At 43.4% G+C, this 25,275-nt stretch carries 21 protein-coding genes and 2 pseudogenes; 6 read left to right on the forward strand and 17 right to left on the reverse strand.

Annotated features, from left to right (window positions below):
- Positions 1–43 precede the first annotated feature (43 nt).
- The 6 genes from ACQ86K_RS16560 to ACQ86K_RS16585 all read right to left on the reverse strand — a co-directional run bounded on the left by ACQ86K_RS16560 (position 44) and on the right by ACQ86K_RS16585 (position 10,452).
- Positions 44–1,567 carry a RagB/SusD family nutrient uptake outer membrane protein gene (locus ACQ86K_RS16560; RefSeq protein WP_091176216.1) on the reverse strand — a complete coding sequence of 508 codons (1,524 nt, stop codon included), beginning with the start codon at positions 1,565–1,567 and terminating at the stop codon, positions 44–46.
- An 18-nt stretch (positions 1,568–1,585) separates the two neighbouring features.
- The gene (locus ACQ86K_RS16565; protein WP_091176213.1) at positions 1,586–4,801 is read right to left on the reverse strand and encodes a SusC/RagA family TonB-linked outer membrane protein; all 3,216 of its coding nucleotides are present in this window, start codon (positions 4,799–4,801) and stop codon (positions 1,586–1,588) included.
- A gap of 170 nt (positions 4,802–4,971) precedes the next feature.
- Positions 4,972–7,830, reverse strand: coding sequence for a glycosyl hydrolase (locus tag ACQ86K_RS16570; protein WP_091176228.1), 2,859 nt, complete (start codon positions 7,828–7,830; stop codon positions 4,972–4,974).
- A gap of 10 nt (positions 7,831–7,840) precedes the next feature.
- Positions 7,841–8,167, reverse strand: coding sequence for a hypothetical protein (locus ACQ86K_RS16575; RefSeq protein ID WP_431198349.1), 327 nt, complete (start codon positions 8,165–8,167; stop codon positions 7,841–7,843).
- Positions 8,164–9,063: an oligogalacturonate lyase family protein gene (locus tag ACQ86K_RS16580; RefSeq protein ID WP_431198350.1), complete on the reverse strand. Its 900-nt coding sequence runs from the start codon at positions 9,061–9,063 to the stop codon at positions 8,164–8,166. The genes ACQ86K_RS16575 and ACQ86K_RS16580 overlap by 4 nt, the downstream gene beginning before the upstream one ends.
- Before the next feature lie 189 nt (positions 9,064–9,252).
- Positions 9,253–10,452, reverse strand: a complete 1,200-nt coding sequence (locus ACQ86K_RS16585; RefSeq protein ID WP_431198351.1) for a rhamnogalacturonan acetylesterase — start codon at positions 10,450–10,452, stop codon at positions 9,253–9,255.
- A gap of 253 nt (positions 10,453–10,705) precedes the next feature.
- Here ACQ86K_RS16585 and ACQ86K_RS16590 point away from each other — a divergent pair, with 253 nt between their 5' ends.
- Positions 10,706–11,737, forward strand: coding sequence for a GntR family transcriptional regulator (locus tag ACQ86K_RS16590; RefSeq protein WP_091176226.1), 1,032 nt, complete (start codon positions 10,706–10,708; stop codon positions 11,735–11,737).
- Here the strand turns inward: ACQ86K_RS16590 and ACQ86K_RS16595 are convergent.
- The 8 genes and pseudogenes from ACQ86K_RS16595 to ACQ86K_RS16630 form a co-directional block, all read right to left on the reverse strand.
- The gene (locus tag ACQ86K_RS16595) at positions 11,732–12,739 is read right to left on the reverse strand and encodes a GntR family transcriptional regulator (protein WP_091176206.1); all 1,008 of its coding nucleotides are present in this window, start codon (positions 12,737–12,739) and stop codon (positions 11,732–11,734) included. The two genes, ACQ86K_RS16590 and ACQ86K_RS16595, sit on opposite strands and share 6 nt — an antisense overlap.
- 223 nt (positions 12,740–12,962) lie before the next feature.
- The gene (locus ACQ86K_RS16600; RefSeq protein ID WP_431198352.1) at positions 12,963–14,069 is read right to left on the reverse strand and encodes an FAD-dependent oxidoreductase; all 1,107 of its coding nucleotides are present in this window, start codon (positions 14,067–14,069) and stop codon (positions 12,963–12,965) included.
- Between the two features lie 5 nt (positions 14,070–14,074).
- Positions 14,075–14,965, reverse strand: a complete 891-nt coding sequence (locus ACQ86K_RS16605; protein ID WP_431198353.1) for an FAD-dependent oxidoreductase — start codon at positions 14,963–14,965, stop codon at positions 14,075–14,077.
- A gap of 443 nt (positions 14,966–15,408) precedes the next feature.
- Complete coding sequence (locus tag ACQ86K_RS16610; protein WP_431200872.1) at positions 15,409–16,134, reverse strand: hypothetical protein; 726 nt, start codon at positions 16,132–16,134, stop codon at positions 15,409–15,411.
- Positions 16,135–16,167: 33 nt separating this feature from the next.
- Positions 16,168–17,420 (reverse strand): annotated as a pseudogene (locus tag ACQ86K_RS16615) (glycoside hydrolase family 127 protein); the annotation flags it as partial.
- 454 nt (positions 17,421–17,874) lie between these two features.
- Positions 17,875–18,603 carry a DUF72 domain-containing protein gene (locus tag ACQ86K_RS16620; RefSeq protein ID WP_431198354.1) on the reverse strand — a complete coding sequence of 243 codons (729 nt, stop codon included), beginning with the start codon at positions 18,601–18,603 and terminating at the stop codon, positions 17,875–17,877.
- Positions 18,600–18,740 (reverse strand): hypothetical protein, encoded by a 141-nt coding sequence (locus ACQ86K_RS16625; protein ID WP_431198355.1) that lies wholly within the window; start codon positions 18,738–18,740, stop codon positions 18,600–18,602. The genes ACQ86K_RS16620 and ACQ86K_RS16625 overlap by 4 nt, the downstream gene beginning before the upstream one ends.
- 82 nt (positions 18,741–18,822) lie before the next feature.
- Complete coding sequence (locus tag ACQ86K_RS16630; protein WP_431198356.1) at positions 18,823–19,206, reverse strand: TraR/DksA family transcriptional regulator; 384 nt, start codon at positions 19,204–19,206, stop codon at positions 18,823–18,825.
- A gap of 230 nt (positions 19,207–19,436) precedes the next feature.
- Between ACQ86K_RS16630 and ACQ86K_RS16635 the strand changes: the two genes are divergently transcribed.
- The 5 genes from ACQ86K_RS16635 (at position 19,437) to ACQ86K_RS16655 (ending at position 23,423) form a co-directional block, all read left to right on the forward strand.
- Positions 19,437–20,969: an FAD-dependent oxidoreductase gene (locus tag ACQ86K_RS16635; protein ID WP_431198357.1), complete on the forward strand. Its 1,533-nt coding sequence runs from the start codon at positions 19,437–19,439 to the stop codon at positions 20,967–20,969.
- Complete coding sequence (locus ACQ86K_RS16640; protein WP_090525120.1) at positions 20,956–21,423, forward strand: hypothetical protein; 468 nt, start codon at positions 20,956–20,958, stop codon at positions 21,421–21,423. Before ACQ86K_RS16635 ends, ACQ86K_RS16640 begins: the two co-directional genes overlap by 14 nt.
- Positions 21,407–21,778 (forward strand): STAS/SEC14 domain-containing protein, encoded by a 372-nt coding sequence (locus ACQ86K_RS16645; RefSeq protein ID WP_431198358.1) that lies wholly within the window; start codon positions 21,407–21,409, stop codon positions 21,776–21,778. Before ACQ86K_RS16640 ends, ACQ86K_RS16645 begins: the two co-directional genes overlap by 17 nt.
- Positions 21,775–22,827, forward strand: a complete 1,053-nt coding sequence (locus ACQ86K_RS16650; protein WP_431198359.1) for a glycoside hydrolase family 130 protein — start codon at positions 21,775–21,777, stop codon at positions 22,825–22,827. Before ACQ86K_RS16645 ends, ACQ86K_RS16650 begins: the two co-directional genes overlap by 4 nt.
- Positions 22,828–22,910: 83 nt before the next feature.
- Complete coding sequence (locus ACQ86K_RS16655) at positions 22,911–23,423, forward strand: CinA family protein (RefSeq protein WP_431198360.1); 513 nt, start codon at positions 22,911–22,913, stop codon at positions 23,421–23,423.
- Here the strand turns inward: ACQ86K_RS16655 and ACQ86K_RS16660 are convergent.
- The 3 genes and pseudogenes from ACQ86K_RS16660 to ACQ86K_RS16670 all read right to left on the reverse strand — a co-directional run bounded on the left by ACQ86K_RS16660 (position 23,410) and on the right by ACQ86K_RS16670 (position 25,275).
- Positions 23,410–24,147 (reverse strand): annotated as a pseudogene (locus ACQ86K_RS16660) (DUF72 domain-containing protein). The gene ACQ86K_RS16655 and the pseudogene ACQ86K_RS16660 sit on opposite strands and share 14 nt — an antisense overlap.
- On the reverse strand, positions 24,144–24,632 hold the full coding sequence (locus ACQ86K_RS16665; protein ID WP_091176196.1) for a DUF421 domain-containing protein: 489 nt from the start codon (positions 24,630–24,632) through the stop codon (positions 24,144–24,146). The pseudogene ACQ86K_RS16660 and the gene ACQ86K_RS16665 overlap by 4 nt, the downstream one beginning before the upstream one ends.
- A gap of 175 nt (positions 24,633–24,807) precedes the next feature.
- On the reverse strand, positions 24,808–25,275 hold the full coding sequence (locus ACQ86K_RS16670; RefSeq protein ID WP_431198361.1) for a low affinity iron permease family protein: 468 nt from the start codon (positions 25,273–25,275) through the stop codon (positions 24,808–24,810).

The raw sequence follows: 25,275 nt of genomic DNA on the forward strand, positions 1-25,275 counted from the left end.
ATTTTTATGATGATCAAAATCGTTTGTTCATCATTCCCCCGGATCAATATCCGGGATTTTGTGAGTATAACCCAGGTGCCGCATCCAGTTGTGTTTGCGGTACAGGGTAGATAACATAATTAGCAATAACCGGCTTGATAGCTTTCTGGGCATCTTCTTTGGCGATCCAGCTATTCATAATGGTTAAGAGGTTGCCGCTTCTTTGCAGATCGAACCAGCGTGAGCCTTCATCTGCAAATTCTCTGCGGCGTTCATCAAACAGTTGAGCAAGCGTTACACCTGCCACGGATGGCAACCCGGCACGTGTGCGCACCTGGTTAACAATAGCATCCACATCAGCCTGCGAGCCTCCGGTTGCACCGTTCAATATACACTCGGCCTTAAGCATCAAAACATCAGTGTACCTGATAGCGATAAAGTTGATGCCCCAGTCAAACCTACTGGCAGTTGGAATCTTTGTTATATCAAGCCATTTTTTAAAGAACGGGCGGTTTTCTGTACTTCCAGCATTTGTATAGCCTGCGGTGTAGATACTAAAAGCCTTGCGTGTATCGGCAGCGTCATAGCTGTTTGCCAGATCATTTGATACCGGGATAATCTCCAGGCTTCCGTTTGATTTGGTATCCTTGATAGATAAAAAATAAGCGCTTGGTGCAAGCGTCCATGGGTATGAGGCGCCGTAAAGATCACTTGTACCGCTGATACCGCTGGTATACATCACATCAAAAATGGCCTCTTTATTAACTGCAGGGCTTTGATTAGCATATGAAAATATATTGCTGTAAGTAGACTCAAAAGCGAACTTACCACTACTGATAATATCCTGCAACAAAGGCAAAGCTAAATTCCATTCGTTTGATCCGGTTCCCGGCCCTTCAATACCATAATTTGGCGCGGATTTAGCCATATACACCTGTGCCAGCAAGGCTTCCGCTGCATATTTGGTAGCGCGACCTACGTCTACCCCGGTATACGTGGTAGGTAAGTTAGCTATGGCCGATTGCAGATCGGCTATAATCAGTTTGTAAACATCAGCTACAGAACTGCGGCCGATAGAATTAGCTTCAGGCGCAGTAACCGGGTGGTCAATGATTGGAAGCTTGCCGAAATACCTAAGCAGATCGAAGTAATAAAATGCCCGCAGAAACTTAGCTTCGGCCTGTAACCTGGTTGCTAATGAAGCCGAACCTACGTAGCTGCCATTTTTGGCAATCTGGTCAAGCAGGGTATTAGCCCTGAAAATACCGTTAAAGTCGGTGCCCCAGGCTTCGGTAACGTAAGCGTTTGCTGCTAATGAGGGAGAAAAATCATTTACCGGGTCCCAGTCACGTACGGTAACTGAAACACCGTAAATATTATCCGAACGGATTTCAGACATGTTGGCTAACCGTACCGGGTAATTGTGCAGATCGGCATAAATAGCGTTTGTTGCTTGCAAAAAATCGCTTGGCGATTTATAAAAAGTTGCTGTTGTTGAGCTGGATATTGGTACCTGGTTTAAATCCTTATTACAGGAAGCCATTAAAATAACAGCTGATATGGTTGATAGAAAAAATATCTTTTTCATTTTAATTGGTTGAAATAATTAAAAAGTAACATTTAAGCCGAAAATCAATGATTTAGCCAGCGGCAAGCCTCCGTAATCCCCTGCTTCGGGATAGTTACTGTCCGAACTGATGGCTGTGTTTTGCGCCTCCGGGTTGAAACCTCCATAATATTTGTCATGCCCGAAGAAGTTTTCGGCCGTAACATACAAGCGAGCTGCTCCTAAAACTTTGGTTTTAAAGATATTTTTAAGATCGTACCCTAATGTGATATTTCTAACCCTCACATAATCTGAAGAGTATAACCAATCGGTATTGGCTACGAAACCGAATGTAGAGTAAGCTTTACTAACCCTACCCGCTCCCTGATTTTCGGGCGATCTCCAGCGGTTATCATAAAACGCAGGAGCATTATCGGTAAAGCCCTGGCCGGTACGAGTTATAGCCCTGCCCAGCAGTGAATAAACAGATCCGCCATTTTGGCCCTGAACTAAAACAGTAAAGTCGAAACCTTTCCAGCGCACGGTATTGGTAATACCCCAGGTGTAATTAGGGCTGGGGTGGCCAACAATTTGTTTATCGGCTTCGGTTATCACACCATCGCCGTTCAGGTCCTGATATTTCGGGTCACCAACGGTTTCACCCGTGCCGTAGGTTGCCACGTGGTTATCAATATCGGCCTGTGTAAGGAAACCTATCTGCCTTACTACATAGATACTGTTTATTGGCTGGCCTACGCGCAAAATAGCGTCTGAAACATCAAAGGAGTTTGGAATAATAATTTGTTTCTGATTACCGTAAAGGCTTACGATTTTATTTTTGTAATGACTGATATTAATTGATGTGCTCCATTGAACTTTGCCAACCAAATTACGACTTGTCAATTCCAGCTCCTGACCAATGTTACGCACTGAACCTGCATTGCGCAGCTGGCTGCTGAAACCGGTAGATTGCAGGATAGGTACATTCAGCAACAAGTCGGTATTTAGTTTGTTATAGTAATCAAATGAACCGGTTAAACGATTGCTGAAAAACCCGAAGTCGAGGCCCACATCATAAGTTTGTGATTTTTCCCATTTGATATCTGGGTTTGGTAAGTTACTTGGTGCCTGCCCGATGGCTAAAGCCTGAGGTGAACCCAAAACATATCCATATGAACCTATTTGCGAAATACTTCCATAATCGGCAATGCTGTTATTACCATTTACGCCATAACTAAAGCGTAGTTTCAAGTCGCTTACCGCAGACAGTCTTTTCATAAAATCTTCCTGTATGATACGCCAGCCTACAGATGCTGAGGGGAAAATACCGTATTTGGTATTGCCGCCAAATCTTGAGGAACCGTCTTCACGCAAGCTTGCGGATAACAGATACTTGTTCTTATATGCATATTGCGCGCGGCTAAAGTAGGATACCAACACACTTTTGGTGCTGGAGGTACTGCCTGTTACCGCTGCGGCAGCATTTAAAGTTTGGATAACGCTGCTGGTATAACCGCCAACTGATGATAATGAAGACTGATCTAAACGATCGGTATTGTAAGACTGGCCTAACAATATACTCAGACTGTGATTTGCGTGAATAGTGGTATTATAAGTCAGCGTGTTTTCATTAACAAAGGTTTGCCTTTTAAAGGTGCTGTATGATCCTGAAGTATTAGCTGTTAAATTAGGATTTTTAGCAGCATCAAACGTTCTGGAAGCAAGATTACCGGCTATGGTATACGGTGTGTAGCTATTAGTGGCATTGTCAACATTATCAAGATTCAATGAGCTTCTTAACGTCAACCCTTTTATAATTTCGTATTCGGCAAATATGCTGCCCAGTGTGCGGTATTTTTTGGTTTGCCCTACCTTGTTCTCCAATTTAGCTATGGGGCTGTTTGGTGAATTACCCCAGGTGTATTGTCCGTTCTTAAACGCGTTGGGATATAAACCTACCGTATCTTCCTGAATAGGACTATAGCTTATGGCCTGGTGAAAAATATTGTCTTTCCCTTCTACACCAGGGTCCTGCGAAATTGAATAAGTGGGTGCAATGTTTAAACCTAATTTCAGGTTTTTGGCAATACGAGCTTCCACATTGGCCCTGGCCGAGTAGGCTTTATAACCCAGGCCTTTCACAAAACCATCCTGGTTGGCGTAGTTGCCCGAAATAAAATAATTTACAAATTCATTGCCACCGCTTGCGCTCAATGCCTGGTTTTGCATAGCTCCTTTCTGCTCAATCGCTTTCTGCCAGTCTATATACTGCAGCCCGGGATGGCCCGGCATGGCCCATCTAGGATCGAGCATATAGGCTGAGCTAAAGGCACCGCCATTCATCGCCTGGCGTGTTGCATTATCGTCACTGGCAGTTGCTCCTTTTGCGCCATATTTGAGCACATAGGCAGCATTGATCATTTCGGTAGCCCTGTCAATCCATTGGTCGCCGTTAAGCATGGGCAAATATTTGGCGGCAGCATTGTAACCGTAGTAAGCACTATAGCTAATTTTAGCCTTGCCCGATTTTCCTTTTTTAGTGGTGATCAATACAACGCCGTTTGACGCCCTTGAGCCGTAGATAGCCGCCGCTGCTGCATCCTTTAAAACCTGGATATCTTCAATATCATTTGGGTTGATATTATCAAGCGGATTTCCTGAGCCAAAGCTACCACCGCTGCCTATTGCCGATACAGACAAAGGAAAGCCATCTATTACATACAAAGGCTCATTACCGGCACTTATGGAGCCGCTGCCGCGCACGTTAACACTAAATGCTTTACCCGGCACACCCGTTGTTTGCTTAACAGTTACACCTGCCATTTGGCCTACCAAGGCCTGGTCAACACGGGTTATAGCCCGCTCGTTCAGGTTATCGGCCTTGAAGGTAGCCTGAGATCCGGTAACATTAGCCCGTTTTTGAGCGCCGTAGCCGATTACTACCACTTCGTTCAATTGCGATTCAGTTTCCGTTAAACTAACATTGATGGTATTGTTTGTGCCTACGGTAACTTCTTTAGCATCAAAACCGATTGATTTAAATATTAAAACCTGCCCTGCGGAAGCCTTAATGGAGTATTTTCCGTCAATATCAGACGTGGTACCTGATTTCGTGCCTTTTATTTGCACGGAAGCAGCCGAAACCGGCTGGTGCTTACTATCTGTAATAGTACCCGTAATGCTAAGCTTTTGTGCCAACGCACTGTTTGCCCCTGCCACATTAAAGAGCAGCAACAGCAATAGCATTTTACAAGAATAAATAAAAATTCTTTTCATAAAATCAAATTAAGGGGTTTACTGTTTGGTACAGTTTGGGTTATAATTGTATAAACGAACATAAAAGTTAATTTCAATAATACCATCCTGTAGTATCCTGCTCCGATACATCAAAAACACAAAAAAAGGTAGCCAACATGACCACCTTTTTGAAATTAACCCTTAAATAATTACCTAACAAACAACGGCTTAACCGGTTCAAGTGTTACCGGCCCAATCAAACCGGAAGGCTTTGGTTCCCAGTTTATCGTGGTAAAAAGCCCATCAGGCCCTTTAGAACCAGGACTATGTGATTGAAAATTGGTATTATAAAATATCCGGTAAGGCATATGCTTCTTATCCATATCAATGATCCGGTTAACCATGAGGTTAGCTACCCTCACTTGCAACTGATTAACTGTCCTTAACTGTGCTGAAGGTATAGTAACCACATACTGCGGACCAATAAGTGTTGCCAGTTTTCTACCATTTAAATAAACCTCGGCACTTTCATTAACTTTTCCCAGGTCAAGCTTCCAAACAGCGGCATTTTGTACCGGCTTTTTAAAGATGATATTATAACTACCTGTTCCGGAAAAAGCTTTAAGGTCATCACCACCTAAATCTGTCCATGATTTGAGCGCTGCGGTTTTTATTGGCTGAGGTAATGTCGGACCACCTTCGGTAAAGCTCAGTGTCCACGTACCGTTAACAGGCACCTTGTTACCTGCAACCTGATAATAGAGATACGCTGCTATTTGAGTTTTTACAGGCAGGGTTTGTAAAATACAGCTTTGCCCCGGCGATAATTGCAGATAAACGCCGGTTTTACCATCGGCCTGCTTCCGGCTTTTTGCGAGTCCGTAGTTTTTTGTCATCGGATCAAATACTACTACTGATGCAGCACTAACAGATAGATCAACCCAACCATTAACCTGGTTACCGCCGCTATTTGTTATAAAGTAGCTGTTGCCATTTTCATAAGTACGGCGTACAAATTGCAGCCCTTTATCGGTCATTTGTTCCCTGTTTATTCCCGCCGCGTCCAGCAACGGAGCAATATCATCTGCTATTAAAAAACGGCCTTTGCCAACTTTGGCAATTTTAACACCATTATTTTCAGCAGTAAAATTAAGCCCGGCAAGCAGTGTTTTAAATGCTTTTTCGCGTTCCTGCAACCCGGAATATCCCGGAACACCCGATGGAAGATTTTTATACACCACAATTGTTGCCCCGGTCTTTGCCAGATCCACCATTTTATTAAAGGTTTCGAGCGGGATATATTTATTATCAGGCAAAAGGATAGTCTTATAATTAAGACCGCCGGTAAGCAAATGACTACCGGAGGTTTGTAAATCCATTATTTGCTTATCTGATATAAAATCAAACGTGTAGCCCTTTTTAAGCATTTCTTCGGCAGAGGATTCAAAGCCTGTCCCCTTAAAATCGGGTTTCATGGCATCATAATGCTTAAGCAAGCCCCTATCCCCCGGCTCGGAAAAGCTATCAAATAACGGGTAATAAACCAATATATCATTATTGGGCTTTCCTTGCTGCAAAAACGACTGACAATTAGTTATGTATTGATTTAAAGTTGAGAAATCATTCCAGAACGGGTTAGTTTGATTAAAGTGAACTGCAGCATAAAATAACCATCCCGGCCATTGGGCATTTTGAGGCGAGTAACTGATGCCGTGATAGAAAATATGGTTTACGCCTCCTACAAAATATTTATCGATAGCCTGTTTCACATCTCCCAGCGACGATAGAAAATGATCATTAAGCCATGTTGCCGACTCGGACGATGCAAGAGGTTTTCCCATTACATGTGCTGCCGATGTGGCAAATTTAAACCGCAACACATCATCGCCCTCTGTTTCGGGAATATCAATAGCAGCATACAGATCCAGTATATTTGATGGGGAACCGTGTGATTGATTGCGGATTAAAGCGCCCCTGGTTTTGGCCCAGTCATGCCATGGTTTGGTAAAATCATCAAGCAACAGGTCGGATATGGTTTGGCGATAGTCGCATAGTATGCGGCTATTATTTTCCTTATTATCATTACCTAATAAAGCCGGCAAGTGATCGCGCAGATCGTACCCGCGGCGTTTAATAAATTCGTCAAAAAACAGCGGGGTAAAGTTCGATTGCCCGCGGGCATCATCCACTTCGTACGAGTCATTAAAATATGCCCTGATCCCGCTTAAATCCTGCCCTTTAAATGCCTGATCAAACCGGGCAAGGTAATGATTAAGTGCCGGCTTGGAAAAATGATCGATAACATAACCCTCACCTCCGGGAGCCGCACGCTCAACCATCTTACCATGCCAACCCTGGAAAAGTGCGTACAGCTTCCATTCGCCGGCGGGTGCTGTCCAGTTAAGTTTGCCGGCTGCATCAACTTTATCGGTAAGGTTCAATACCTGCCCCTTGTCATCATAACCCATTAAAACCGTTAAAGGAATCCGTTTCTCAAACCTTACCTGGTCAAGGGCCATTAACTGGAGGTTTTTATTGCTGCTAATGGGTTCAACCAAATCTGTAATCTTCGGAGCCTGGCCGTCGGCCCTCACCAGGGGCTGCTGTACGAATACCACAGGTTCACTCAGTTTTTCGCCACCTTTAACATCGTAATTTTTCCAAAATAGTTCTTTACTGGCATCTTCGTTGCTAACCCAGGGACCGCCAAAAGGCCAACCTGTAGCATTGGCCAAATCAATACCCATATTTAGCCTTTTTGCCTCGGTTAGCGTGTACTTTAACATATCCACCCATTGCGGCGACAGGTATTGAATAAACTCATCTTCATGCCCTTTCACTCCATAAATCGGCGTTACCTCCAATCCACCCAAACCGGCATTATGGTAGCTTTCCATGTTCCAGGTAAGGTCTTTTTTATTTACAGCGCTGCCTTCCCACCACCAGCGGGCCCAGGGTTTGGTTTGTTCGGTGGTTGCAGGCCAGCCAATTTGTGCAGATGCGGTTTGAGTACCTGCTAACAGTGCAAATACAAGGGCTATTTTTATATTATTTTTAATGAATGACATCTGTTTAAAATTATTGATGTTTGGCAATTTCCACGGCGTAAACACCTTCGTGACCTTCAAAGTTGGCCCTGAAGATAACCCATTTTTCATCGGGCGAAAAATGCACATTAGGCTCCAGGTGATAATTATGATGTTTCATATTTACCAGTTTTTCTGATTTAAAATGATCGCCGTTAGGCTTAAACAAATAGATCCACATACCATCGGGTGCTTTGGCTACCTGTCCGGAATTGCCTCCGTCGCCGGCAAATGTTTGCTCGTCTTTAGTTACATTAAAGTGGATCGACCATTCGTTCCTGTCCATTTGATAAACGCGGTCTTCTTTTCCTGTTTTCATATTAATGCCTGCCAGAAAAAATGTTTGCCCCTTGGGTTTCTGCAAATCAAACCACTCGGTATTACCCAGCGGTGAAAAAACTCGTGGCCTGCTATTTCATTTACCATGGTACGTTTATGCAACAGCTTGTTTTCGCCGGTTTTTATATTGATGTTCCAGATCCGGTCCACCTTCTCCCAGGGGCCTTCATGGCAATAGGAAAGGTTATCAGGATCTGTAGGCGAAAAAAGCAGGTGATTTGTCCATTCGTTTTCCTGGTGTATTTGTTTCAATGTTTTATGTTTAACATCGAGCACGTATAAGGTATGTTGGATATGGGCATCATAGATCCTGTTAAAGAAATCATGCTTTTCGGGATATTTTGCAAGTATTTCACGCTCCTGCTCACCGGTAGCTTTAACAGAGGCCATATAGGTTCCATCGGCATTTACAGTACCTACCCTTCCTTTAAAGTCGGGAAAAAAGGCGTAAATGAACCTTGTTTTATGGGTGTTAACATTTACGGCGAATATACTGTCGGCACTTTGGTAAAACGCTTCACGGGTTTTGGCGCAAACCATCTCGCCGGATACTTTCGACCTGTTTGTTAACTGCTCTATTTTCTGAGTTTTTAAATTAACCGTAAATAGCTGCTCCCCCTTGTCCGTTTTACCATAAAATACCATTAGGTCGCCTTCATTCTTTATTTGAGGAACAAAAGGTGTATTGTTGAAGTAAAAACTACCATTGTCATTTTCGCGGTTCACCAGGCGGATTACCTTATGACTTGTTTCACTATCAATCCACTGTGCGGGCATAGGTTTGGCGCCACCTGTTTCCATTACCTTCTGGGCTTTTACAGCGGTCATGCCTGCTTGTAAAACAACAAGCGTTAATACAGCCAGTTTTTTACTCATTATCATTTTTATTAAAATTTATATGCTCCGACGTTCATACCGCCAATTAATTTCCATCAGGTTTTACAGTGCTGTTTTTAGGACTCGCTGGCAAGCTGAATGTTTCTGCCGGATCAGGATGAGCGGAATCAAAAGGCGACGCATCAATAATATACTGCTCAATACCCAAATGATTGCTCCTGATGCCTTCTATAATGCATTTTGCAAGTTCATAAGCACCATAACTGTTAAAATGCGTGTTATCAGCCAAATCTTTCGGCTGGTTTGGGAACGAGTTTGCAGGATACCAAACAAAGGCTTTTTTGACCCTTCGTTACCTAATGCCTCATAAAATTTAGCAGACATCGCATTAAGATCAATCAAAGGCACATGCAGTTCTGTAGCAACTTTTCTGGCTGCATCGGGATAATCGCCAAGGGTATTTACCACTTTATTGCTGTCATTAAAAGCCCGGCGACTGGTAGAGGTTATGATTACCGGAATGGCTTTTTTCTGGCGAGCTTTATTGATAAACAGCTTAAAACGTTCTGTATATGATTTATAGGCGCCATCCTCCGGCCCTTTTTCTTTTTGATCGTTATGGCCGAACTCTATAAACAGATAATCGCCCGGCTTAATTACACTCAGCACTTTATCTAAACGATGACTATTTAAAAAACTACCCAAACTAAGTCCTGATTCGGCATGATCGGCAATGGCCACACCCGGTTTGAAAAACCGGGGGATCATTTGGCCCCAGGAACACCATGGCTCATCATCCTGATCAACTACGGTTGAATTTCCGGCCAGATAAAGGGTTACCTGGTCATCTACCTTTTCTATCTCCAGCGCATCAACACAGGGCCTTGTACCGTTAAATTCAAGACTAAGCTTATTGTCCCAATCGTATTTACCCAACTCGCGGGGCTTAAGCGCTACTTTACCGCCCGTACTTATTTCCGGCTTACGGATGTTTACGATGAAGCTTAACTTTTTAACCGAATTATTGGTCGTTACTTTTTCCAGCATCAACCTCCGCGATTCAGCTCGTACCGTAATATCACCACTACCTTTGACGTCGCCAACCGTTAAGGTAACCTTATAATTACCCTCAGGCACATTTACTGAGAGATAAAAAGGCTTATCAGCGGTTATATAATCATCTGTAAGTTTATTCCCCTCGCCGCGCGTTATTGCCTTTACTTCCTGGCCAAAATCAAATCCATAGCCTTTAAGCTCGCTAAAGATATCATCAGGACTTACTTTTTGATAACCCGCTGCAGCTTTTCCATTACCAAAGTCAAACTTAAAGCTGGTTTTAACCGCCTGTGCAAAAAGTGGCGCAGGCAAAATAAGCCGAAGCGAGACGCCAATAGCGCAAAACAAGATCTTGTAAGGCAGCTTGATCATTATGGATAGTATTTATCTGGTTATTTGCAGGCTAACACGAGCCCTGGTTTATAATAGATAAAGTTATGGCATGTTCATACCAACAGCGTCCTGCACCATCCTGATTGAAGGCCCTCTTATTGTAACAAATTCATCACTTTATTTATTTTGGCTGCTTATTAAGCTTCCCCGGCTTACACACGCAAAAGGTGGGAGTCTTATCAAACCTAATTTGATTAACTTTAAGTTTTTGCCAGTAGCCAGTTCAATAGTTATGAAGTCTTCACGATTTTTAGAATACATTTATATTGATTATTATTCATCTACCCCTAAATACATCCAGTTAGCTAACTCGATCATCAAAAGTGTTCGTGAAGGGAAATTAATCATTAACGAAACGCTGCCATCCATTAATGAGTTAAACTGCAACTTTGAAATATCACGTGACACCGCCGAAAAGGCTTATAAACACCTGAAATCAATCGGCCTGCTTGGCTCGGTACCTGGCAAGGGGTATTACATCAAAAACACCGAGGCGGGGCAGCAATTTAAAGTTTTTTTAATATTTAATAAACTAAGCACCCATAAAAAGCTGGTTTATGATGCCATAGTTGATGGTCTTGGGCATGAAGCCGCTATCGACTTTTATATATACAATAACGACTTCGAATTTTTTAAAAAACTACTTCAAAATAATAGCAACGATTATACTCATTATGTGATCCTGCCGCACTTTATGCACGGCGGCGAAAACGTTCACGATATTATCAATACCCTGCCCAAAGAGAAACTGATCATACTTGATAAATTAGTGCCAGGGATAAAAGGCGATTTTGCTGCCGTGTACGAGAATTTTGAAAAAGACATTTTCCAGGCCCTGGAGGAAGCCCTGCCGCAATTAAGAAAGTATCACACCCTAAAGATTATATTTCCTGAATACACTTATTTTCCAGGCGAGATTTTGAAAGGCTTTTTCAGTTTCTGTATCCAATATGCATTTACCTACAAAGTAGTTCATGACATACAAGGCGAACCCATACATGAAGGAGATGTATTCATTAACCTGATGGAAAACGACCTTGTGGTTTTGATTGAAAGGATCCTGGCTACGGAGTTAAAAATAGGTAAAGATGTTGGCGTGATATCATACAATGAAACCCCGTTAAAAAAAATCATCCTCAATGGCTTAACCACTATATCCACAGATTTTGAACAAATGGGAAAAATGACCGCGGAGATTATTAAAAATGGTTCTACCGGCCGTTACGAGGTGCCTTTTTACCTTACACTCAGAGCATCGTTATAGCGATTTTCGGATAATTATTTTAAAAGCGTTTTTAATAACCGCGGCTTTGTTTTGCAACATTAGCTCAGCTGCTTTTCTGCCCATTTCTTCAAAATCACTGGTAATAACGGTAATATCCAATAATTCTTTAAACACGGTTTCATTAAAAGATATGATCCCTATATCTTTCCCTAATTCATATCCACTTGCTCTGGCGCCTTTAATCAGATCGGCCAGGTCATTTTCGGTCAATGCAATATAAAGGGTGCTTTTTTTGAGATCGTCTGTTTTAAAAGCGTCTATTACTTCAAACTTTTTGTTTTTCTCTTCACAAAACTGCATTATTCCATCTTTAATTTCGGGCGGATGGTGGCGGTCTACAGGATATATGATAATTAATTTTTTGTATTTGGCAATCAGATCGGTGACTACATTTAATGCCCCGTAGATATCGTTGCGAAAATCCTGGAATACAGCCGACTGCCTGGTTAATTTGGGCAAATCTTTATCCAGCAATATCAACTGATCAACCGGGATCTTCTTTAAAATGGTTAAATATTCCTGCTCGTTACTATAATCAAAAAAATGCGGCATTACCACATAATAATGATAATTGCCCAAATTTGAATCTATACTTTCCTCGAGCAAAGCGGGATTATAATGATGAATATGAAGATCGACCCTGGCTTTATCACCCAGGGTGCGTACGATGGTATCATAAACCGTTTTCTTATAAGAGCTTAACTTATTAAACAACAAAAGTACCTTGATCCGCACATCGGGCTTACCGACTACAAAATAACCCTTTCCGGAAACCGAACGGATATAGCCATTGCTCTTAAGTATCGTGTAAGCCTTTTCAATGGTGTCCCTTGCTACACCGTGTTGCTTGCTGTATGTATTTATTGATAGCAGCTTTTCATTTTTCCGGTAAACACCTTTGTCAATATTCTTACTGATTGATCCGACAATTTGCTGTACGAGGGATTTCACCCCGTAATTAGCTCTTTGCTTTGTTTGCATTATGCTTGTTTAATTGGTTTACAACGGCCGTTAAACATAGTTTAAATTTATCAAAGCCGTTATAAGCAATGAAAATATAAAATATGTTATTAAATTAAAATATTGGGGTTATAGGCAGCATCGGTATTTTTTATCAGCTACTTTAAGGCTCCACCTCTAATAAAATAAATCTATGTTTAATATGACCATTTAATAATTTAAGCGTCGCACAAAAACGATAAAACTACCTAACAGGCACAAAAAGCACTGCATCAGCCACAATTACGCCATCTGCGTTTTTATTCGAAATTTCTACATATACCTTATTTTCTTCTGAAAAGTTATATAGCCCCAGTGGAAGCCACTCACCTGAAGTTTGGCCTTCTACCTGCAAATCAGACTGGTTGATTATCTTTTCTGTGGCCTTCTCACCATCGTAAATAGTAATGTAAGTTTTTGCTGCCGGATTCATAACCTTGGGGAAATAGGTATAAACATGGTAAGCACCTTTTTTTAATTTTTCCGGAATAAATCTTACCGATTTCGCAGTTTCTGCTTTTGAGTTATCAGTGAGATAGGTTGGCCCATAACCGCCTGATTTTTCAGTTTTCCAATTGCCTGTTATGTGACTGTCCTCATTGTCAACCAGTACTTCGGGCATACTTCCGTCTGCAAGAGGGTCTGTCCTGAGCAAGCTTTGTACTTCTTTTACATTAACCTGCTGTATTGCTATTTTTTTATCAATAGCCTGGCATGCCGCCACAGCCGAAGATTGGCCTAATACCATGAATACCGGCTCCATCCTGATTGATCCGTAAGCTATATGACTTGCAGATAAGCATACCGGGACAAATAAATTAGCGGCTTCCTTTTGCTTTGGGACTATTGCCCTGTACGAAACAGCGTATGGCGCAAAACCATGTACCTGAACATCCCCCTCATTTTTCACCACGCCATTCACTACCAGCCTTTCGCAATTATGCGAATCCATACCATATGCGGCCATTCCTACTCCATCTTCTACCTGTTCTTTTCCCTGGCAATGATGCTGGGTCATAACCAGTTCACCAATCATTCGGCGGGCTTCCCTGATATAAAGCTGCGGTGTCCAGTTCCCGTTATCCGTATATTCATCTTTAGGGTAGCCCCATTGTTTCATTTCGTCCCTGATATTTCCGGGTATGCGGGTGTCATTGCCGATAAAATAAAAGAAGCCTTTGGTATAATCTTCATGCTCCTTCCAAATTTTTGTCCTCGTATTATAATCAGCCTCCGGATATTCCCAGTTCATCCCGATCATATCCGTCGAGAAACCTCCGTTATTATTGATATCCGTTTTGCCATTAGGCATTTTACTTATAAAAAAACATCGGAGCATGATTTCCAGGGTTGTTTCTCCTTTAAACGCAGCAGTAACTCATACTTTTTGGGATCATAATTTTCGGGTTTTGAAATTGGGATCCGGTTTTCGGGCACATTGGTTAACGTGATACGAAAATTGTATGCCTGCACTTTTTTATCTCCTGCACCATTTGCTTGTAATACTTCCTTACTTATACCCCACAACAAACCGCTTTTCGCGTCGCCCGGCACTTTATAGGGATCAATATTATCCGGAAACTGGTGTTTATCCAGCAACTCCACTCCGTTTATAGTTTCATCATACTGGCTGTTAGCTTCTCTTCCTACAGTATAAGAAACACCCGAGCGGGCCATCAGGTCCCCTTCATAAGTACAATCAATAAATACCTTAGCTCGAATAGTCTTATTGGTAGCAGTCGAGGGCTTATAGCTGTCCTCTACTATAATTTCCTTTAGCTGATTTTCTTCCTTTTTCACTTTTATAAGCCTGTTCCGGAATAAAACAGGAAAGCCAGCTCTTTTTACATAATCGTTAAAAATGCCCTCCGCTACCTTTGGCTCAAATATCCATTGTTCAAATTTCCCATAATGCGTACCTATACGGCGGTAAAAATCCCGTGCTAAACCTGTCACCACATATTTGTTCCCAATATCCGTATAGCCAAGACCTCCCGAACTCATACCACCCAAATGCTTTCCCGGCTCTATCAAAATCACCGTTTTCCCAATCTTTTTTGCCGTATACGCAGCAATTACGCCTGCGGAGGTTCCGCCATATACACAAATATCAGCCGTAATTAATTTGCTGCTTTGCGCATTTACCGAAACCCCGGCCATAAAACAGGTAGTTATGATTGCAAGGATGATCACTTTAATATTTTTCATGATTGCTTATTAAACATTACATTTTTAGAAAAAGATATGCCAGTAAATCTTAAGGGATAGGTAGTTAAGACTTGTAAATTTTAATTATTTAATTTTAAGCCTAATATCTGACAATTAAAAAAAATATATAAATGTTTTCAGATTACGCCGGGGAGCTTAAATGATGGCGTATAGGTTTCGGAAGTTTGCTGTGATGAGTTGCCAATTCCTGCGCCGGTTAACTCAGTTGAACTGGTAGTGTATATAAATACTTTTCGCGTATTTATTGATCACCCAATAGTCAGGGTCATCAAGGGTATTTGCTAAACAGGCTGGTATCATGCCTGTAATGGAAAAGCCTTAGCAATGCTTTGGCAAATAATAAAACAAGTACGGGAATGCTGAATGCAATTACCCTAAACCATCCTATTTTTTTGCTGGAGAGTTACTGAGGCTTTAAATATTTATTTGGTAGCGGCATTTACTTCGGGAAACCAAACGGTCATTTCGCCTTTACCACGGTTTGCCCATGAATAATAAGGGATGGCCGTAAGCTCTACCTTTTTAGCAGCTTCGCCTTTTGTTTTACTCAGGATCTCTCCTTTTAAAACAGTTATGCCATTTAACAGGTTGGGTTCGGTTACAGGTTTAAAAGCTGCGTTTGCAGGGATTGCTAAATTGCTCACCGTTCCGCCGTTATCTTTCCACTCGGCGCAGTATATAATCGGGCCGCGTTGAAGGGCTGTTTTACCTTTATCATCAACCAATGCTTTATTGGCAATAACCTTTTTAACTTCCATCGGCAGGTTTAATTGGATGTTATCACCTTTTTTCCATTGCCTGTTAATTACAGCGTAGCCATTTTCAACTTTATAAGCAACAGCTTTGCCGTTTAGTTTCAGGCTGATTTTTGCGGCTGATTTATTTTGGAAAGCATACAGATCAGACGGGATCGCCTCTACCCTTGCCCAGCCCGGGATCCGGATGTGCATGGCAAAATTAGTTGGAGTTTCCGGTGTCACAGCAAACGACAGTGCACCATTCCACGGGTAATTATTGCTTTGAACAATGCTCACTTTTTTATTACCTATCTCCATATTGGCTGTGCCGGCAATAAACAGGTTTACAAATACATTATTATCCTTTTGGGCATACATATAGCCTGACAATGAGGGCAGGAAACGCGCCATATTGGTTGGGCAGCATGAGCACTCAAACCAGCCGGAACGCTCGGGCTCAAGTTCATGATGTGTAACCCCATTGGTTACCTGCATGGCGTTGGTGTAGAAGAATGTCTTACCATCCAGCCCAACACCCGAAATTAACCCGTTGTACAAAACTTTTTCCATCACATCAATATATTTCGACTCGCCGTGCAGCAGAAACATCCTCTGGTTCCAGAACACATCACCTATTGCCGCACAGGTTTCATTATAAGCGGTAGTATTTGGCAGCTCATAATCGGCTCCGAAACGTTCACCGCCCGGTACAGCTCCGATGCCGCCCTGCACATAGATTTTTTTCCAACCATGTTGTTCCAGATCTTATCAATGGCGGCAATGTATTCCTTATCGCCGGTTAAAGCGGCAACATCGGCCATGCCCGAGTACAGGTACATTGCCCTTACGGCGTGGCCCTCAGCATCTTCCTGGGCTATAACAGGTTCATTATCCTGCCAGTACATCCCGTTCTTCCATTCGTCGGTACTGGTTTTATCATAGGTGCGATGCCCTCTTTCGTCAATAAAAAATTTAGCAAGATCGAGATATTCTTTTTTGCCGGTGATGCGGTACAGGCGTACCAGGCCCATTTCCACAATTTCGTGGCCGGGCGCTACATGCCTTTTACCCGGCCCGAAGGTTTTAATCAGCAGATCGGCATTTTTAAGCGCAATATCTAAAAAGTTGCGCTTGTTGGTAGCCAGGTAATGTGCGGCCGCGGCCTCAAACATGTGTCCGGAGTTATACAGCTCGTGGCTCAGCTCGTTCTCTTTTACCCAACGCTCCGGGCCCGACCATGCGTGCGGATGCAATGGGTCAATAGTACGGGCGGTATAAAGATATCCGTCCGGCTCCTGCGCTTTTCCTACTATCGTGATCAATGAATCGACATAAGCATCCAACTTTGTATCAGGATGAACGGCCATCGAGTAAGATGCCCCTTCAATGGTTTTATAAATATCCGTATCATCAAAAGGAAACTTAGTACAAAACTTACCGCTGCGGGCGGCGGCCATTTCAAAATTTTTAACCCTGCCGGTATTCTCGCACCGGGCAAATGATGCCGGGATGGTGACCGTACGATTGGTTTCAATACGCGAGGTCCAAAACTTATCGTTAAGCTTTACATTGGTAAATGATACCGGCTTAATGGGATAATCCTTGGTTTGCGCATAAGCAATGCCGCAATAAAATGATAATGCAATAAGTAATCTTTTTTCATCCTGATGATATGTTAGTTCAAAAAAACAATGCAGGTCAACCCACCATCCCGCGCTTTATTTATTTTTATTAGTAACCTACGAGCTTTAGCTAATACCAGTTGTAGATTTCTTTAAACGCATCAATATCTCCAGGTTCAAAGAGCCCGGTCAATTGAACATCCGTATGATCATAAAAACTTTTCATTTAATATAAAATCATTCTTACCGGCATTCCGTACGCACATGATTATAAGCGTACTAAATACATTTAATTGAGCGAGATAAAATTAACCAATTCAGATTATTGTTTACGTTTATAACATCCAAAGCAGCAATTTTGCCATGGAGTAACAATTTTAGGCTATAACGACGACAAGATAAGAAATAATTTATATTGAAAAACAGAAATAAAAAAATTAATTGTATTTACAACACTAATAAACACATACAGCTTGGCGATCCAATAAGGCGTTCGTACAGGGCAAGTTTAAGCTACCAAGAGCTTTGATTAAGTGAGAAGCTGTTTCAATAACTGGAGATTTTCCAGCGCTGCCCCGGCGGTATTGTTGAAGTAAACGTAAACTGTTTTACCCTCCTGCTGCCATTCATTGATGTACGAAGCATATTCAGAAAGGAAACTTTCACTATAACTTCCTTTATAATTGCCAGATGGGCCATGAAAGCGCAGGTAAACCAGTTCATCGGCGGTGATTTCCATGGGCGTGGCCGATTTGGGCATATCCTGCAGTACCATTGCTGCCTGGTACCAGTTTAAAAGTTCAAAAACTTCATCCCTGTACCAGGACGGGTGACGAAATTCGACGGCCATGGACCAGGAATAAGGTTTAAGGGCCTCCAGCAATTCCGTTAACTGAGGAAGAGCTCCCGCCTGCAGGCTTGGCGGAAACTGAACAAGCAGACAACCCCGCTCAGTTTCCGGCAAATGGATAGCCTGCATAAAACGGGTAACCTCTTCCTCATTAAAAAACAAACTTTTCTGGTGCGTGATCCCCTGCCACAGCTTGAAAGTGAAACGAAACCCCTCGGTTACTTCCGTTGCCCACCGGGCTATGGTTTTTGCCTGCGGGATTTTATAAAAAGAGCTGTTGATCTCTATACTGTTCTCCTGCAAAGCATAATAACCCAGCCGCGACAAATGGCTGTATTCAGGGGGAAAATCCCGCCTGGGCCTGTCGATTTGTAAGCCACTGGTACCTCCAAAAAATAGTCCTTTCATAGGTCAAGTATAATATACCAATGATTGTCATCGTCAAGGGCATAAGCCAGGCCGTCACTCATTTCCAAAACGTCACGGCCATGTTTTTGACTAAAGTAGATTTTCTCATCACGGATAATAGTACCGTTGTTTTCCACCCGAAGAAAAAAAGCAGCGCGCCTATATTCGGTGCAACATCTTTAAGGTGCCTGGCCTCCCCCTCTTTTACAAATGCCGAACTCATGCCTGTTTAAGTTTGGCTTCCATGCTTTGGGTAGTGTGCGGCACCGCAAGCAGGCGTTCCCTTGGTATCAGTTTACCGGTAGAACGGCAAATGCCATAAGTCCTGTTTTCAATACGCATCAGCGCGGCTTCAAGCTGCTCGATAAATTTTTTCTGGCGGGCAGCCAACTGATTGATCTGTTCCTTTTCAAAAGTTGCCGATCCATCTTCAAGCGTCTTGCCCGCAATTGCGGCATCGTCTCCGTTGGTATTTGAAGCGCTGAGGGTACCCACCAGTTCCTGCAGCTCTTCGCGTGCCATGCCGATCTTTTCTTTGATCAACGTTTTGAATTCATTTAATTCGATATCAGTGTACCGTGTTTTAGTAGTTTCGTGTTGCATGATTGGCTTAACAAACATATGCATAAATGGTTGGCATAAATGTGATATGCTATATAAACCTATTCAAACCGTTAGTCCCCAACCCTTTGAATTAACCCTAACAGCACTTCCCCCGCGGGAGTCGACTATATCAGCTACACCCTCTTCTAATTTAATTAAATAATTAAAAATATTCTTCAAAAGAAACCATTACGCATTTGCACTGTATTTAATGGTACAAAATCTATGCAATGATATTAATCAATCTTAAACGAGATGGTACCAGGAATAGCCCCTGGCAGTCTCTGAGCAGTTCGGCAGCCAGGGTTAGGCCCGAAGATAAAATATATGATTGCCTCATTGTTGGCGCCGGAATCACTGGTATGACGGCGGCGCTGCTATTACAAAAAGCAGGCAAGGCTACCATTATTACAGAAGCGCATAATATCGGTTTTGGCACAACCGGCGGCACCAGCGCGCATATCAATACTTTTGCTGATACTACTTACAGCGAAGCTGAAAGTGCTTTTGGCGAGGAAGGCGCACAGGGTTTTGCAGACGCGATCAATGAGGGGTTCGAACTGATTAAGACCAATATCGATATCTATGGCATCAAGTGCGATTATGAACCGAAAACCGGTTACCTGTATGCCGAAAATGAAGATGAAGTGAAAATGCTGGATGACATATACCAGGGTGCTACCAAAGTTGGCGTTCCTGTAAAATATACTGACGAAGTACCGACACCTGTTCCTTTTCAAAAAGCTTTGGCTTTCGATGGCCAGGCACAATTTCATCCCATAAAATATTTAAAAGGATTACTAAAAGCTTATTTGGAAGCCGGCGGCACCTTATTAGAAAATACGCTTGTTGAAAAAATAGTCACTGAAGATGAAATACATAATGTGCAGGCCGGTGAAAATAAGATCCGTGCAAAAAATGTAATCTATGCCACCCACATGCCGCCGAATATCAATGTACTCAATTTCGAATGCGCACCTTACCGCAGTTACGTATTGGCCGTTAAACTCCATAGCGGAAAATATCCTGACGGACTAATTTATGACTGCCAGGAACCATATCATTATGTGCGGACACATGTAATAGACGGACAGGAATTATTATTGATTGGCGGGCTGGATCATAAGACGGGGCACGAAAAGCCGGAGAAAGCTTTTGACGACCTTGAAAAATATGCACGTAAGTATTATAATGTATCATCGGTGAAATACCGGTGGTCAAGCCAGTATTACGTACCTGTCGACGGCCTTCCTTACATCGGCCGGATGCCTTTGGCTGCCAATGGTATTTATTGCGCAACCGGTTATAATGGCAACGGCATGATGCTCGGAAGCATTGCCGCCCAAATCCTTGCCGACCTAGTAAGTGGCAAGGGCAGCAAATATGAAAAACTGTTTAATCCGGGCAGAATAAAACCTATAGACGGGTTTAGCGAATTTGTAAAAGAAAACGCCGATGTAGCCTACCACTTTGTGGCTGACCGCCTGAATATTAAAAGTACCGATTCGCTGAACAGGTTAAAGCCTGGCACCGGCAAAGTGGTTGAAGTAGACGGAAACAAAATCGCCGTTTACCGCGATGACGACGGCACCATACATGCCTTAAGTCCCGTTTGCACTCACGCCGCCTGCATTGTTAGCTGGAACAGCGAAGAAAAGAGTTGGGACTGCCCTTGCCATGGCGCGCGCTACGATATTGATGGCAATGTATTAACCGGGCCAGCAACCAAAGGCCTTACGAGAATAATCGATGATGAAAACTAAAGAAATTTTAATTTCGGGAGTCACCGGCACTACCTTCATGACGCTGTTCAGCTATCTTGTATCGCTGGCCGATGGCGAAAACTTTAGCGAACCAGAGCGACTGGGGCAGCTAACCGGCCGCCTGATCCCTAAATTAGATAAACAGCAAAGCCAAGCGTTAGGCTGGCTGGGGCATTACGGCGTAGGCCTGCTGTTTACGCTCGTTTATGTAGAACTATGGCACCGCGGTAAATTAAAACCCGACCTTAAAACAAATCTTTGGCTGGGTGGCCTAAGCGGGCTGTTAGCTGTAGCTGTTTGGAAAACGACCTTTAAAATGCACCCATTGCCCCCATCCCTCAACTTTAAAAAATACTATCTGCAACTGATACCAGCACATATTGTGTTCGCAGTTTTTGCCGGCATTGGTTATCACATCTCACAAAAAACAACAAGCTATGCTACAAATAATTAATAATCTCCCGCAGCACGTGATAGGGATTTATGCCAGCGGCGAAGTAACCCGCAACGATATGGAGACCATACTGATACCCAAGATACAAGAGCTGAAAAACCGCCAGGGTGAAATCAACTATTTGCTGGTATTGGGAACAGGTGTGGAGAATTTTACGCTGGCGGCCTGGTGGGACGACCTCAAACTTGGGCTAACCAACTTTACAAACTGGCACCGTATTGCAGTAGTAACCGACCAGAAAGGTGTGGAATGGTTTACAGACCTCTTCCGGTTTATGATACCCGGCAAGTCGCGCGGTTTTTCACCCGATCAACTGGAGGAGGCCAAAGCCTGGGTTAGCGGGGAAGAAATATGAAAGACCTGGCACAACGCTTTCACGAAAACCCTTTGCTGCTGCCAAAAGATCTTGCTCCCAGTCGCGAGGGTTTACAAATTATCAGCCTGCTTAATCCCGGCGTTTTTAGGTATGGCGGTAAAACCTGGCTTATTGTAAGGGTAGCCGAAGGGGTTATGCAGGAGGAAGGAGTTTTATTTTTTCCTGCCCTGGATGCCATGGGCAATACCGAGATCATCAAAGTGCCGCTTAACGACCCCGAGCTTATCGCTACCGATGCCCGGGTCATTAACTACAAGGGGTTGGATTATCTCACCACAGTTTCGCATTTACGTTTACTGGCCAGTGACGACGGCGTTCGTTTTACCGAACAGGAAGATTATCCGCCTTTGTTCGGAAAGGGGTACCTGGAACGTTTTGGTATAGAGGATTGCCGGGTTGCGCAGATAAATGACACTTATTACCTCACCTATACCGCCGTATCAGACAGCGGCGTAGGTGTAGGCCTGCTAACAACCACCAATTGGCAGCACTTTGAAAGCGGCGGAATGATCCTGCCTCCGCATAATAAGGATTGCGCAATTTTTGAGGAAAAGATCGGCGGAAAATATTACTGTTTGCACCGGCCAAGCAGCAAAGAGATCGGCGGCAATTATATCTGGCTGGCAGAGTCATCAGACAGCCGGCAATGGGGCAATCACCAATGCCTGATAAAAACCCGGCCCGGAATGTGGGACAGCGGCCGCGTTGGTGCCGGTGCGGCACCTATCCGTACGGAACATGGCTGGCTGGAGATATATCATGGTGCAAATGCCGAACATCGTTATTGCCTCGGGGCTTTTTTAATGGACATTAACAATCCATCAAAGGTTATCGCCCGAAGTGGTGACCCGATCATGGTGCCAACCGAAGCTTATGAGCTTAGCGGCTTTTTCGGTTACGTTGTTTTCACTAATGGCCATATTGCCAATGGCGACCGTTTAACCATCTATTATGGTGCAGCCGATGAGTTTGTTTGCGGTGCACATTTTTCTATCAGTGCCATTCTCCAAACTTTAACTTATTATTAAAATAATAAATTACAAAAAAAACAAAACCATATTCCTGAGGTTTTTATAGTTCTTGTAAACCTACGAGCCTGGACCAATTAATCATGGCAGAAAATAAGATTAGAGAGTGTAGTAAACTGATAGCTCAACAGGGTATGACAATTGCTTTTGCCGAAAGCGCTACGGCGGGCTGGCTTTGTTCGGAGTTTGCACTTACCGACGAATCCGGCCAGGTGCTTAAGGGCGGGATCGCCTGCTATGATGCCGATCTCAAAGTATCCCTGTTAGGGGTGCCGAAGGGATTGATTGATCAGTTTACGCCAGAGTCGATGGAGGTGACGAGGGAAATGGCATACCGCCTGGCACATCTTATCCCTTCCGATATACAGGTAACCGTTACCGGGCTGACTACACCCGGTGGCAGCGAAACCCCGGAAAAACCGGTTGGAACTATGTTTGTATATGCGCTGATCCATGACAGGCACCTCAGCTTTCGAAAAGTATTTCAGGGATCATGCGAAGAAATTATTCAGCAAACCGTCCAGGCTACCGCGGAGATGCTGATCAGGGAGCTAACTCAATTTAATCATCATCAACATATATCTACTGGTGCTTAACCGAAAATTGCAGCAGGGACTTTGCGTTGGGAATAGCTGCCACGGCCGCGTCATTGTTAAAATAACACCATGCTTCCCGGACTTCAGGTTTTGAATTGATCTCATCGGCAAATTTCCTTAATTGAGCATCACTATAAGATGAGCGGTATAAATCCGGAACACCGTGAAAACGATAATATGCCACCGGACCGGTTACAATAGGCTCATCCGGCAGTTCGGGATGGCTCATACCGCAAAAAGAAACACCACGCTCCCTAAGCCTTGAATAAACGTCTTCCTGCCACCAGCCCGGATGCCTGAATTCCAATACATTACTAAAGCTGGGATCCAATTGCGCCAACACGCGTGTCAAACGTTCTTCATCATAATGAAAACGCGGCGGAAACTGGAACAATACCGGCCCTAACTTTTCCTGTAAACCATTGCGGATGGTATCATAAAAACTCGTAATCATATCCACGGTTCCGTGAAACTGCTTAAAATGGGTAATAGCCTTGGGGGCTTTTACCGCAAAGCGAAACTCTGCCGGCGCTTTTTCATATCAGGTACGCAGCATGGATAATTGTGGAAAACGGTAAAAGGTCACGTTTAATTCCAAGGTACGGAATTGCCCGGCGTAAAACTCAAACCAGCGCTTTTGCGCCAGCCCCTCCGGGTAAAAAGTATTTTTCCAGTGACGATAGTAAAACCCTGAACATCCAATATGCCATTCCATAGGTATCATTTTTTAATGGCGCTGATATCGCCATTCCTTTCCATATACACCTTGTGTATCTTTTCTAAGTCTTCGGTAAGTGCAGATTTGCGAACGCCCTGCATCACATCTTCACGGCAAACCAGCGCCCGTTTCATCCGCTCTTCATCAAACCGGCCGCCACGAAAAAGCGGGATCTTCTCTCCTTCTACCCAACTAACCAAAGGACTGTTACGTGCAATAAGCCAGCCCAGCAGCCGGTGCAGCAGAACCATCACAAAGCAGCAAACAATAACCGGCACAAAAGCCGATGCGCCAACCACCGCCCTGCTCATAACAGCCCCAAGCGAAATGCTGACGATATTATCAAGCGGGGTACGTAACCCAAAAGAGCGACGTCCTGAAATGCGGATCAGTATAAGCGCTATAAAAAAGATAACAACGCCGCGGCTGCTCATTTGCAGCGCATTCAGGTCCTTCCCCTCTCCAAAAACAGTGATCAATAACTTTTCCATAACTCAATTTTTTAAAGGTCCGCTGCAAACAACTACGGGCTTGACGTTTTGGGCCGAACGATACCTTACCGCCAGCCAAATGCCTGCTGCAACAAACCCGATGATGATCAAAAATCTTATTTTGCTTATCATAAACTCAATAACTGACGCGCCACCGGCGCTTCCAGGAATCCGGTTACTCTGACCTCTTATTACTCCTGGTATAACGTTTTGATTTATTTTGTTGATTTACCTTCGCTGCATCAATAGAATGTGTTTTGGTAAGGTCACTCTCCTTTTGCGCCAGTTCTGATAAACGGATATAAAATTTGTACAGGTGATCCAGCTCCTCTTCAGTCAGGTCCTCAATATTTACCATCCTGTTACTGGTACCTTCGTGAGAGGCCAGCAATTCATTCAGTTTTAAATGGACAGCTTTCGAATCCTTATTCTGAGCTTTCTGGATAAGGAAGACCATTAAAAAAGTAACGATGGTTGTACCGGTATTGATAATAAGTTGCCAGGTCTCTGAGTAGTGAAATACCGGCCCGGTAACAGCCCATATCACTATGGTGGACGCAGCGATAATAAAAGCGGCCGAACTGCCGGTTGCCGCAGTAGCCCAGTTAGAGAACCGCTCAAAGTAATTGATTTTCTTTTTCAT

This window comes from Mucilaginibacter sp. P19 (genome assembly GCF_050632265.1).
Lineage (GTDB): Bacteria > Bacteroidota > Bacteroidia > Sphingobacteriales > Sphingobacteriaceae > Mucilaginibacter > Mucilaginibacter gossypii.